9 protein-coding genes are annotated in these 13,615 nt (G+C 35.1%); 3 read left to right on the top strand and 6 right to left on the bottom strand.

The window, feature by feature from the left end:
• Positions 1-161 precede the first annotated feature (161 nt).
• From BK579_RS06445 to BK579_RS06435, 3 genes are all read left to right on the top strand, one after another.
• A complete protein-coding gene (locus BK579_RS06445) occupies positions 162-1,097 on the top strand; it encodes a 1,4-dihydroxy-2-naphthoate polyprenyltransferase (protein WP_078544369.1) in 936 nt (311 codons plus the stop codon).
• Positions 1,098-1,272: 175 nt separating this feature from the next.
• A complete protein-coding gene (locus BK579_RS06440; protein WP_078544367.1) occupies positions 1,273-2,028 on the top strand; it encodes a TraR/DksA C4-type zinc finger protein in 756 nt (251 codons plus the stop codon).
• A 174-nt stretch (positions 2,029-2,202) separates the two neighbouring features.
• A complete protein-coding gene (locus BK579_RS06435) occupies positions 2,203-3,000 on the top strand; it encodes a TIGR00266 family protein (protein ID WP_078544365.1) in 798 nt (265 codons plus the stop codon).
• 579 nt (positions 3,001-3,579) lie between these two features.
• Here the strand turns inward: BK579_RS06435 and BK579_RS06430 are convergent.
• The 6 genes from BK579_RS06430 to BK579_RS06405 all read right to left on the bottom strand — a co-directional run bounded on the left by BK579_RS06430 (position 3,580) and on the right by BK579_RS06405 (position 13,521).
• Positions 3,580-5,979: a glycogen/starch/alpha-glucan phosphorylase gene (locus BK579_RS06430; RefSeq protein ID WP_078544364.1), complete on the bottom strand. Its 2,400-nt coding sequence runs from the start codon at positions 5,977-5,979 to the stop codon at positions 3,580-3,582.
• Positions 5,969-7,423, bottom strand: coding sequence for a glycogen synthase GlgA (gene glgA, locus BK579_RS06425; protein WP_078544362.1), 1,455 nt, complete (start codon positions 7,421-7,423; stop codon positions 5,969-5,971). Before glgA ends, BK579_RS06430 begins: the two co-directional genes overlap by 11 nt.
• Positions 7,420-8,448 (bottom strand): glucose-1-phosphate adenylyltransferase subunit GlgD, encoded by a 1,029-nt coding sequence (glgD, locus tag BK579_RS06420; protein WP_078544361.1) that lies wholly within the window; start codon positions 8,446-8,448, stop codon positions 7,420-7,422. Before glgD ends, glgA begins: the two co-directional genes overlap by 4 nt.
• Before the next feature lie 78 nt (positions 8,449-8,526).
• On the bottom strand, positions 8,527-9,666 hold the full coding sequence (locus tag BK579_RS06415; RefSeq protein WP_078544359.1) for a glucose-1-phosphate adenylyltransferase: 1,140 nt from the start codon (positions 9,664-9,666) through the stop codon (positions 8,527-8,529).
• Positions 9,614-11,563, bottom strand: coding sequence for a 1,4-alpha-glucan branching enzyme (glgB, locus tag BK579_RS06410; protein ID WP_078544357.1), 1,950 nt, complete (start codon positions 11,561-11,563; stop codon positions 9,614-9,616). Before glgB ends, BK579_RS06415 begins: the two co-directional genes overlap by 53 nt.
• Before the next feature lie 791 nt (positions 11,564-12,354).
• Positions 12,355-13,521: an IS256 family transposase gene (locus BK579_RS06405; RefSeq protein WP_078544355.1), complete on the bottom strand. Its 1,167-nt coding sequence runs from the start codon at positions 13,519-13,521 to the stop codon at positions 12,355-12,357.
• Positions 13,522-13,615: the final 94 nt, after the last annotated feature.

Below are 13,615 nucleotides of genomic sequence, written 5' to 3'. Positions count from 1 at the left end.
TACTATGTAAGTTATTAAATGTATTGGAAATAAGTTTTTCCCTTTATTCCTTCTAAATCCATTGACACTTTATGTAGAATTATCTACACTATCTTTGTGACTTTTTATTGTCTTTTTTTTTACAACATAATTAGAGCATGTATGAAAGGAGAATCACATATATGCAACCACAATTACAAACACAAACCTCTAATGAGTTAAATAGAACAACTGGTTGGAAAGTTTGGTGGAAGCTGACACGACCACATACGCTAACAGCAGCATTTGTACCAGTTTTTATTGGAACAGCACTAGCCAGACTTGAAGCGACGATTAATATTCCTTTATTTATAGCGATGTTAGCTGCTTGTTTAGTGATTCAAATTGCTACAAATATGATCAATGAATATTACGATTATAAACGCGGTCTAGATCATGCTGGTTCAGTTGGGATTGGAGGAGCTATTGTTAGAGATGGGATAAAGCCTTCTACCGTATTACGTTTAGCTTTTATACTTTTTGGTTTTGCAGTTCTTTTAGGCATATATATATGCCTCCATAGTAACTGGTGGATCGCTCTTATCGGAACAATCTGTATGTTAGCAGGGTATTTATACACTGGCGGACCTGTCCCTATTGCATATACCCCATTCGGAGAAGTAGTGGCAGGAATTTTTATGGGCCTTATCATTATTCTAATTTCTTTTTATATCCAAACAGGTGAAGTGACAACCTCGAGTGTTATGCTATCTATCCCTATTGCAATTCTTGTTGGAGCCATATTAATGGCTAACAATATTCGTGATTTAGATGGCGATAAAGAAAATGGGAGAAAAACATTAGCTATTCTTCTGGGACGTAAAAATGCAGTGCGTTTTCTTGGGTTAATGTTTGTTGTTGCTTATCTGTGGATGATTACACTTAGCTTCACTGCATATGCCCCACTATCTGTCTTACTAGTATTAATAAGCATTCCAAAAGCAGTACATGCCATCAAAGGCTTCATTGGTAAAACAATTCCTATCCAAATGGCACCCGCTATGAAAGCAACTGCTCAAACGAATACTATATATGGATTATTATTATCAATAGGATTATTCATTAGTTATTGGTTATAACAGTATTAACGTGTACAAAGCTTGAGGAAATTTCACCCTCAAGCTTTTTTGATTTCATTCGTTTGATATTTGGAATCTCTTTAATAAATATTGACAATTATTTTTTTGACTTATTAGTTGATAATACATATATAACATTCTTTTTAACTTAAAAAAAGGAAGGAGTGCTTTAATTATGCTAACTCAAGAGCAATTATCAACCTTCCGTTCACAGTTGATAAAGGCAAAAAAAGATGTCGAGGAGCAGCTTAAAGAAGGTGACCATTTTGATCTTCAGCAGGGTCACTATCACGAGTCTGTAGGAGAGTTATCAAGTTATGATAATCACCCCGGTGACGAAGGTACAGAGTTATATGAAAGAGAGAAAGATATTGCTTTAAATGAACATATGGAAAAGCAATTAAAAGATATAAATTATGCTTTAAACGCAATCCAAAATGGCTCATATGGAGTATGTGAAAAATGTGGAAAAGATATCCCAGTTGACCGTTTGGATGCTCTTCCTACTACAACTTACTGTAAAGAGCACAGCCCGACAACCATTGTTTCCCATAACAGACCAATCGAAGAAGGGGTACTAATGACTCCATTCGGAAAGTTTGAATTTGATGGCGAACCAGATGAAGTTGAGGCTTATGATGCAGAAGATTCCTGGCAGGATGTTGCACGCTACGGTACATCCGAAACACCTTCCGATTTAGCCGATAGTGTTGACCATTATAATGAGGTTTATATTGAATCAGATGATCAAGTTGGATATGTTGAAGAGTACGAAAATTTTGTAGGCACTGATATTGAGGGAAAAGAGATCATTGTCTATCCAAATAACCAACATAAAAAATATGAAGAAGATTTAGATGAAGAAGGTATAATGACAATGTTTGGAGATTTACCTCGATATGAAAAGGATCCTTATACTGAGGATGAATAAATACACTTAAAAACGTCCGTCACAAGGGGCGTTTTTTTTATATATAAGTGTTAAATATTTGTTTTTTACAGATATTTAGACACTATTTTTTGTGATGAAAAATTAAAATAAAGGAGTTATTTATGAAGGTAACGAATTAATTTTAATAAACAAAACAAATAAGGATGGTGTGCCATGAATTCCCATGAAATTGATTTTACTCTACATGGTGATGATATGCAGTTTGTTGAAATTGAGTTAGATCCAGGAGAGAGCGCTATTGCTGAAGCTGGCGGCATGATGATGATGGATAAAGATATTGAGATGGAAACGATTTTTGGAGATGGAGCAAGTAATACTAAAGGGATTTTTGGAAAGCTTATGGGAGCTGGAAAACGTGTTTTAACAGGGGAAAGCTTATTTATGACTGTTTTCACAAATAGAGGTGCAGGTAAGAAGAAAGTTTCATTCGCAGCACCTTATCCTGGCAAAATCATTCCTATTGATTTAAGTGAGTTAGGCGGCAAAGTAATTTGTCAAAAAGATGCGTTTTTATGCGCTGCAAAAGGAGTATCCATCGGAATTGATTTTCAACGTAAATTAGGGGCCGGTTTCTTTGGTGGAGAAGGATTTATTATGCAAAAACTTGAAGGCGATGGTCTTGCCTTCTTACATGCAGGTGGTACAATTATCCGTCGCGATCTCAAAGCAGGTGAAAAGCTTCTAGTTGATACCGGCTGCCTTGTCGCATTAACAAAAGAGGTTGACTACTCTATCGAATATGTTGGAAAAGTAAAGACTGCTTTCTTTGGTGGTGAGGGTTTGTTTTTTGCTACTGTACAAGGACCTGGTACAGTTTGGATACAATCCCTACCTTTTAGTCGCTTAGCTGATCGAATTTTTGCAAGTGCACCAAGTAATGGTGGCTCATCTAGAGGGGAAGGTAGTATTCTTGGCGGACTTGGGGATTTCTTGAATGGGGATAATAGGTAGATTCTTATTGTTGTTTTGAGGCCCTGAAACCTTACCTACTTACAAAGATTCATAAGTATCAAAATAAATCACAGCAGTATAAAACGGGTTCCGTTGGCAGGAGAAACAATAAAATCAGCAAATGAATTAGCAGACCAATTAGCATAGCTATTTGGTCTCTTCATTTACTGTTAAGTCTTGATTAAATGGGATTTAACCTTAAAATTAGCACATTTTTATTTGTCAAATTAAAATAAGGGGAAATTTTTCCTTTAAACTGTAGAATATAGCTTGGTTAGGGGTAATTAAGGGTAAGTTTTCCCTTTAAGCAAAGCACAGCCACCCTATTTTCATGTTTTTTAAACAAATACAGGGAAATTTTACCCCTATTTTAACTATTTTCAGTCTTAATCCCTAATTAAAGGAAGTTTCTCCCCTTATTTTATCAGCCCATGCTGCGGATTCTCTCTTCTAGCTGTGTCAGAGGGTTTCCGCTTTTTTATCCCTGAGTGGGACCATGAAACGTAAAAAACTCGGTAAGTTCCGAGCTTTTTACTATTGCAGGTGCTAATACACTAAACCCTGGGTTTATTTCCTACTTCAATATTTAACCGGTTGTATGTTCCAAATATGTTTTGCATATTCTGAAATCGTTCGGTCGCTTGAGAACGTACCTGAGTGGGCAATATTGATTATACTTTTCTCTAACCATGAGTTTTGGTCTTGATAAGATAGATTCACTTGCTCTTGTGCTTGGATATAGGAGCCAAGATCTTTCAGAACAAAATATTGATCATTTTCTATAAGAAGGGAATCATAAATTGCATCAAAATGGTCAGCGGTATCAGGGAAGTAGCCACTTGTTAGTTGCTCAAGAACCTGTCGAATACGCTTGTCATGATGATAATACTCATGTGAATGGTACCCACCGTGTTGATAAAAATGTAGTACTTCTTCTGCTGTTAGTCCAAATGTAAAGATATTATTTTCGCCAACCTGTTCTAGTATTTCAATATTGGCACCATCTAATGTCCCTAATGTCAATGCACCATTCATCATAAACTTCATATTCCCCGTACCAGAAGCTTCTTTACTTGCAGTTGAGATTTGTTCACTAACATCTGCTGCTGGAAAAATATCTTCAGCTAATGAAACTCGATAATTTTCGATGAATACCACTTTTAATATATCCCGTGTTTGTTTATCATTATTAACCTTATCAGCCAATGAATTTATAAGCTTTATAATTTTCTTCGCATAATGATAACCTGGAGATGCTTTTGCTCCAAATATAAAGGTTTGTGGGAATATCTTAAAATTAGAATCTTCCTTTAGACGATTATATAAATACATGATATGTAAAACATTAAGGAGCTGTCTCTTATATGCATGCAATCTTTTTACTTGCACATCAAAAATAGATTCTGGATTAATAACAATACCTGTTTGTTCTTTGATACGCCCCGCTAAAATTTGTTTCCTTGTATTTTTCATTTCTGCAATCGCCATCTTAAAGCTAGGGTCCTTACTATAACTCTTTAGTTCAATAAGATTATTAGGCTTAGATATCCAGCTCTCACCAATCGTACTTTTTAGTAAATTGGTAAGTTGTGGATTTGCTTTTATCAACCAACGACGATGAGTGATTCCATTTGTTTTATTATTAAATTTATCAGGATAGATTTCGTAGAAATTTTTCATTTCTCGGTGTTTTAATATTTCTGAATGAATTCGAGCAACACCATTGGTACTATGTGTCCCGACAATCGCTAAGTGAGCCATTTTCACCATGTCGTGTGCGATGATAGCCATATGCTCGATATGATTCCAATTGCCTGGATACTTTTCCCATAATTCACGGCAGAACCGCTCATTAATTTCTCCCACAATCATAAAGATACGTGGAAGCAAAGGTTTAAAAATATGGACTGGCCATTTTTCTAATGCCTCAGAAAGTGTTGTGTGATTAGTATAAGAAATGGTATTAGTTGTGATTTCCCAAGCTGTATCCCAATTCATCCCTTCCTCATCAAGAAGAATACGCATTAATTCTGGAATTGCCAGAACGGGATGTGTATCATTTACATGTATAGCCACATGTTCATGGAGTTTAGAAAGATTTCCATATCTTGCACGATAATTTCTAATAATGCTCTGTAAGCTTGCTGAGACTAGAAAGTATTGCTGCTTTAAACGCAATATTTTTCCATCATCATGTGTATCATCTGGGTATAAGAATTCAGAAACGGCTTCTGTTTCACGCTTATAAACGAGTGCATCTTTTCCAGGTGGATACGGTGAAGGTTCTGCATTCCATAGTCTTAATGTATTTACAGTTGTTGTCTCGAAGCCAACAACCGGTATATCATATGGGACTGCTGAAATTTTCTCAGCATCAACATGTTTAAAATGAAGCTTCCCATTTCTTTCGATTGATTCGATTTCTCCCCAGAAACTAACTTCTACGGCTTGATCTGATTTCCTTACCTCCCAAACATTCCCATGCCTTAACCACTGTTCTGGGAGCTCTACTTGGTATCCATCCACTATTTTTTGATCAAATAAACCATGTTTGTAACGGATTCCACACCCATGACCAGGAAGGTCTAAAGATGCTAACGAATCCAAAAAGCAAGCTGCCAAACGACCTAATCCACCATTTCCTAGTCCTGCATCTGCTTCACTTTCTTCAATATCATCTAATTGAATGCCTAAGTCATCTAATCCTTCTTTAACAGTATTAAGAATTCCTAAGTTCAAAAGATTACTTCCTAACAAACGTCCTAGTAAAAATTCAATAGACAAGTAGTACACTTGTTTCTGATTTTTTGTACGCTGGGTTTCATTTGTTTTAATCCAATTTGAGCTTATATGTTCTCTCACCATATTACCGAGCGTATTATACTGATCACGCGGTGTTGACTCTTGAAATGGCTTACCATACATCATTTCTAATTTTTTTAAAAATGACTGTTTGAACGTTTCTTTATTAGTAAACACTGCTTTCACTCCTAGCAATTAACTCAGCATAAAGCTGGTTATATTTATATGCAGATTGGGCCCAACTATAGTCTCGAGTCATTGCTTCGTTTATGATTTGCTCCCAGAACTTCTTATTATGATAAAAAGTAATAGCTCTTTTAATGGTGTGCATCATGTCATGTGCATTATAATTTGTGAAACTAAACCCATTTCCTTCCTGCATAAATTCACTATATGATTGAATGGTATCATTCAGTCCACCAGTTTCACGTACAATTGGTATGGTTCCATATCTTAGGGCAATTAATTGACCTAGTCCGCATGGCTCGAACTTTGATGGCATTAAAAACAAATCAGAACCTGCATAAATTTTACGTGCCATCGCTTCACTAAAGCCAATGTATACCCCAACCTTATCTGGATATCTAGATTGCATGTGATTAAAGAATTGTTCAAATTCTAAATCACCGGTTCCAAGTACGATAAACTGAAAATCTTCATGATATAAAAGTTCTTCGAGAACTCTTTGTACTAAGTCAAAGCCTTTTTGGGAAGTGAGTCTAGAAACAACAGCTATAATTGGCACATCTTCTTTTTGGGGTAATCCAAAATACTTTTGTAACGCCTTTTTATTCTCAAATTTCCCACTTAAGTTAGTGGAATCATAATTAAATTCTATATATTTATCCAAAGATGGATTATAGTCATCGTCATCAATACCATTTAAAATACCAATTAAAGAATGGTTTTTCTCGCGTAAAAGACCATCAAGTTTCTCCCCATAATACTCCGTTTGAATTTCATTTTTATAAGTCGGACTTACTGTAGTAATGAGGTTAGATGAAACTAAAGCTGCTTTCATGAAGTTGACATTTCCAAAAAACTCAAGCTGATCGACATTGAAATAAGACTCATTTATATTTAGCAAATCGTGTAAAATAGTCCTAGGAAAAATTCCTTGGAACTGCAGATTATGGATTGTAAAAACTGAGCGCATCGATGAGTATAGAGGATCATTTTTATATTCATTGTGCAACAGAAAGTTTACCATTCCGGTATGCCAGTCATGACAATGAAGAAGATCAGGTGTTACCTCTAAATATGGTATCACTTCTAATACAGCTTTACAGAAGAAGGAGAATCTTTCACCGTCATCAAAATGACCATATAACGAATCTCTATTGAAGTAGTATTCATTATCAATAAAATAATACGTAACGTCATTATGGATAAGTGTTTCTAAACCGCAGTACTGTTCTCTCCATCCTACATTGACAGTAAGCTCTGCTATTTTCACCATATCTTCTCGATACTTTTTAGTGATAAGACCATATTTAGGAAGAATCACCTGCACATTTGTTCCAAGTTTGTTTAATTCTTTAGGTAATGCACCAGCAACATCCGCTAAACCGCCTGATTTAATAAAAGGTACACATTCTGACGCCACAAACAATACATTCACGAATTCATCAACGCTCCTTGTACAGTTCCTTTTCTCAAGACATTTGGAGAAGAAGTTGTTCCTTGAAGAGTGACACCATTTTCTACTCTAACATCCTTATCAAGAATCACCCCGTCCAAGTTGCAATTTGAACCAATCTGGGATTTTTGCATAATGACACTATTTTTTACGACAGTTCCTTTAGCGATCTTTACGCCTCTAAAGATAATGCTATTTTCGACATGACCTTCAATAACACATCCATTAGCAATCATTGAGTTTTTTACAGTAGCTCCGTTCATATATTTTGTCGGTGGCTCATCTTTAACCTTTGTGTAAATTGGACTATCTTTAAGAAATAATTGCTTCCAGATTGAAGGATTTAATACCTCAATACTATGATTATAATATTTTTCAATTGAATTAATAACAGCTGCAAACCCTTGATATTCATATTCATTTACGTTTAATTCATGATTTTGAGCCTTGACCACATCGACAATACTCCGGTACCCTGTTTGGTCTTGATTATTTATTAACTCAATTAACAGTGGCGTATCAATAAGATACATCTCTAATGATTGACCTTTTTGACGAATTTCAGTGATGTCACTTTTTGTTTTTATATGTCTATCCAAAATGACTTGGAAATCTATATTACAAACCGTATGACAGTTTGATATTAATACATACTGACCATTACTTCGATAAAGATAATCAAGGTTATTCTTTAATTGTTTAAATGATGCTAACTGCTCACTATTCGCTTCCTTTAACGGCGAGGGGAAAAAGAAAAGTCCATCTCTTTTTCTATTTAAATCCCATTCTCTTCCAGATCCTAAATGATCCATTAATGATCGGTTCTGATAACCATGGAAAACTGCTACACTTTCTATCCCCGAATTAACCATACTGGATAAAACAAAATCAATAAGACGATAACGACCGGCAAAAGGAATGGCTGACATTGAACGTTTTACAATTAAATCTTCAATCATGTTCTTATGGGTTGTTGCATCAATAATTCCCAAAAGTTTTTTAATCATCTTTCTCCTCATCCCCTCTATGATTGTATATATCTATTAGCTTGAGATAGGAAGTCAGTTCTTCCCATCTCATACAGATTAACCGACTAGTAAACTTTCTTCTGTTACTAGTTTCACTTCATCACTGCCTTTTTCTGCGACAATGACTGTATTATCAGGTATGTTCATCCCCTCAGGGATAATGGCTCTCTCAATAATGACGTTTTTACCGATAATCGCATCTGGCATAACGACTGAATCTCTTATAAATGAATCTTCCCCAACTTGAACCCCCTGAAAAATAACAGAGTGCTCAATATTACCCTCTATTACACACCCTTCATTAACAAGAGATTCATTAATGATAGCTGTAGGCGAAATATATTGAGGAGGTTGATTTGGGTTGACTGAATATACTCTCCACGAGTGATCAAATAAATTAAGACCTGAGTCTTCCTTCAATAAATCCATGTTAGCTTCCCACAAGCTTTTTACTGTTCCAACATCCTTCCAATAACCTTTAAAAGGATATGCCATTAATCTCTTTTTTTCATCCAATAAAAGTGGAATGATATCCTTACCAAAGTCATGACTTGAATCAGGATTTCTATCATCCATCTCTAAATAATCCTTTAAAACAGAATACTTAAAAATATAAATGCCCATCGAAGCTAAATTATTTTTAGGATACAACGGCTTTTCCTCAAATTTTGTTATTTCCAATTCTTTATTTGTATTCATAATCCCAAATCTACTAGCCTCTTCCCACGGTACTTCAATAACAGAAATGGTCGCATCTGCATCTTGTTCGATATGATACTCCAGCATTTCATCATAATCCATTTTATAAATATGATCTCCGGATAAAATTAACACGTACTCAGGATCATACTGTTTTAGGTATGGCATATTTTGAAAAATAGCACTTGCAGTACCCGTATACCACTTAACCCCTGTTGATTCTGTATAAGGTGGCAATACAGTAACACCACCATGTCTTCGATCTAGATCCCAAGCACTTCCTATTCCAATATATGAATGAAGTAATAGTGGCTGATATTGTGTTAATACTCCTACTGTGTCTATTCCAGAATTAGTACAATTGCTTAGGGTGAAGTCAATAATTCGATATTTCCCACCAAAAGGAACAGCAGGCTTTGCTAAACTTTTTGTTAAGGAGGCTAATCTACTCCCCTGTCCCCCCGCTAGTAACATCGCTACGCATTTTTTTTGAACCATTAATCATTCTCTCCCCTCTTTTTTTCACTGGTCGTAATACAGTTATCCCAAATGGTGGAATTGTCATCTTTATATGAAAAGGTCTGCCATGAAAAGGTGTGTCAATTGATTCAAGTTGCTTTTTATTCACCTTTCCTGAACCACCATATTGAATATCATCACTATTTAAAACTTCTTTATAATCTGTTAAAACAGGAACACCAATATTGTAAGTTTCATAGGATTCTTGTGAAAAATTACAAACAATTACTAAAAAATCATCTTCCTTACTACCTTTTCTAATAAAGGAAAAAATTCTTTGTTCGTGGTTATCTGCATCAATCCACTCAAAGCCATTAGAATGATGGTCTTCTTCATAGAGTGGTTTATGTTTTTTATACAACTTCATCAGTTCTTTAAAAAACTTTCGGATATTTTGATGCATTTCATATTCTTCCAATAACCAATCTAGCTGCTCAAGCTCTTTCCATTCAGAAAACTGACCGAATTCTCCGCCCATAAACAATAATTTTTTCCCAGGATGTGTGAGTAAAAATCCATACAATAAACGTAATTGCGCGAACTTACTCCAATAATCACCAGGCATTTTATCTAACAGGGATTTTTTCCCATGTACAACTTCGTCATGGGAAAAGGGTAAAATAAATTTTTCAGAGAAGGCATATAAAAGAGAGAATGTCACCTTATGATGTAATCGAACCCGATTCTCAGGTGTTGCTTCCATATATTCAAGGATGTCATTCATCCAGCCCATATTCCATTTGTACGTGAAACCTAATCCCCCATGCTCTACAGGCACAGTTACTTTAGGCCAGTCGGTAGAATCTTCTGCTATCATAAGAATAGTAGAATCATGTGTTAAAACTGTTTGATTTAATTTTTGGAGAAACTTAACAGCTAATTCATTTTTGTGTAGCTGATCTTGTTGATTTGGCCAATAAAGCATATTGGCTACTGCATCAACTCTAAATCCATCAATATGGTAATACTCCATCCAAAACAATGCATTGGATATTAAGAAGCTTTGAACTTCTGTACGACCTAAATCAAAATTCGCTGTACCCCATACATAATTTTCTCTATCTGTTTCTTGTTTGTATTCATAGGTTGGTTCACCATCGAACATATATAAACCATGAGAATCTTTACAAAAATGACCTGGAACCCAGTCTAGTAAAACACCAATGTCATTTTGATGACACTGATCGATAAGGAACATAAGATCATGTGGACTTCCAAATCGACTCGTTGCAGAATAATAACCAGTTCCTTGATATCCCCATGAGAGGTCGAGCGGATGTTCAATTAAAGGGAGCAGTTCAATATGAGTAAAACCATGTTCCTTAACATACGGAATAAGTTCATCAGCCATTTCAATATAGCTAAGTAGACTACCATCGTCCTTATTTTTCCAAGAACCTAAATGACACTCATAAATGAAGAAAGGTTGTGTGTGGTTATTTTTTTTCTTTTTTTGCTTTAACCATTTATCATCATTCCAGCTATAGTTGTCTAGATTATAAACAACTGAAGCCGTATTAGGTCGCAGCTCTGAATAAAATGCATATGGGTCTGATTTCAATAAAACTTTGCCATTAGATGTCAGAATTTCATATTTATAGATGGCACCTTCGATTACATCCGAAAAAAAACCAGCCCAGATTCCCTCACTATTGATTCTACTTAATGAATGATTGATTCCATTCCACTCATTAAAATCACCAACCACCCTAACTTCACTTGCATGTGGAGCCCACACGCAAAAACGAGTACCTTTGACATTGTTCATTACTTGAATATGTGCACCGAATAAGTTATATCCCTTAAAAAGATTACCCTCATGAAATAAGTGGATTTCGTATTCAGTTGGGGAAGTTAATGCCACTACTACCTTCATCCTTTCTATATATCATTGTTTATTTGTTCATATTGTCTTATTGTACATAACAAATTGGATATTTCGTAATAAATAGTATGACACCTTTCGACACTATTTGATTTAATAGGGTAATTAATTATACTTATATAATATACTTAAAAAGGGAGTTTTCTGTTTATTTAGAGGTTTTTGTTTGAAGGCTCTTGATTGTTCTAATATAGCTATTATATGCAAAATTTTCTGATATTTCAAACTAAATTTCAAAGAATACTTAGTAAATAATGCATTTGTTTACACTAGATAATATGTAAGACATTTTTGTATAAAAGTAATAAATGTCGAGAGAATCTTTGTAACATTTTAGACAATATCAGTTAGATTATCTGACAAATAGATAAACCAGGTTTTACAAGGTTCGTTCAATGAAGGACGAACCACTCAACTCCTGCCGAATCCAGCGGGCAAAGTTCTTTTCATTCCCTTTGTTTAGCTTTTGGCATGAGAAAGGGAATCAAACAACACTTTTCATTCCCTTTGGATGGCTTTTGGCATGAGAAAGGGAATCAAACAACGCTTTTCATTCCCTTTGGATGGCTTTTGGCAGTCAAGTCCTGATTATTGTGTAAAATTCTTATACAATGTTTTCAACAACTTTTTAGTGATTTATTGTTTTATCCCCATACATTTTTTTTTGCGAATTCTTCCATGGTTTTTTGTTTGCATATCCAGGAAAGGTTGTCAAAGGCACTTCACTTTGACAGCCTTTCCTGGATATGCGATTATTCCATAATGGAAGGTTCAAAAAACAACTAATGCATTAACGATTTTCTTTTAGCGTAAATAGACTCTTGATATTCCATTAATATTGCACCTATCAATCTAAAAGCAGATTGTGTATTTGGGAATATACGAATAACTCTTTCTCTTCGACGCACCTCTTGATTTAAGCGTTCAAGAGAATTAGTGCTTCGTATGTGTGGACGTATTTTTTCTGGATAATTCATGTACTGAATGGTATCTTCGAAACCATCTTCTAAGATAGCTAAAGCCTTCTCATACTTTGAGTTGTTTCCAAATTGGCTTATCAGTTCATCTTTGAATATTCGAATGTCTTCAATAGTAATGGCTTCAAAGATACGCTTAACCATCATACGTACATCAGTTGAATCTTTCTTTGGTAGCTTATTAAAAATATTACGTTTAAAATGTACGTTGCATCTTTGCCAGCAAGTTCCTACAAATTCACGTTGTATGGCCTTTTGTAGTCCTTTATGAGCATCTGATATCACTAGTTGTGGGGATTGAAGCCCGCGTGATTTAAGCTGTTGTAAAAAGCGGCTCCAACACTCATAATCCTCTTCATGATCTACGCTTAAACCTAGTATTTCACGTGTATTCTTTTCAGTTATAGCTGTAGCAATATAAACTGCTTTTGATACGACCTTGTGATGTTCACGGACTTTAATATACATGGCATCTACAAAGAGGTATGGATAGTATCTTGTGTTTAAAGGACGATTAGCCCAACCTTTTACAATTGGATCAAGCTTCTCTGTGAGGGAGGAAACAAACGATTTTGATACAGCTTCACCACAAAGTTGTTCAACAATCTGAGTAACCTTTCGAGTAGATACACCATTAATAACCATTTCTAACATAGAGATGACAAGAGCTTGATCACATCGTGCGTATTTTTCAAATACGGATGTAGAAAACTCACCATTACGAGTCCTTGGTACTTTAAGAGTTATTCTACCAATGTTCAAGATTAACTCACGTTCATAGTAGCCATTTCGATAATCACGGCGATCTTCAGAGCGTTCATAGGGAGATACACGTAAATAATCATTTCTTTCTTTCTCCATTACCTCATTTAAAACTAGAACAACAGCAGACTTAATAACTGCATCAATATCCGAATTCATTACTGATTCTTTTAAAACTTCCAAATCTAGGTTAAACTGTAAGTGGGTCATTATTATTCCTCTTTTCATTGTTTATCGTAGCTGAAAACATTGTAGCCAAGAGTGAATAATATGAACCCTTTTTCTTTTTACACAATTATACGGA

This window comes from Litchfieldia alkalitelluris (assembly GCF_002019645.1).
In the GTDB taxonomy this organism is placed as follows: domain Bacteria; phylum Bacillota; class Bacilli; order Bacillales; family Bacillaceae_L; genus Litchfieldia; species Litchfieldia alkalitelluris.
Note: the sequence above shows the minus strand (reverse complement) of the source record. Positions and strands in the feature narration are given on the sequence as shown.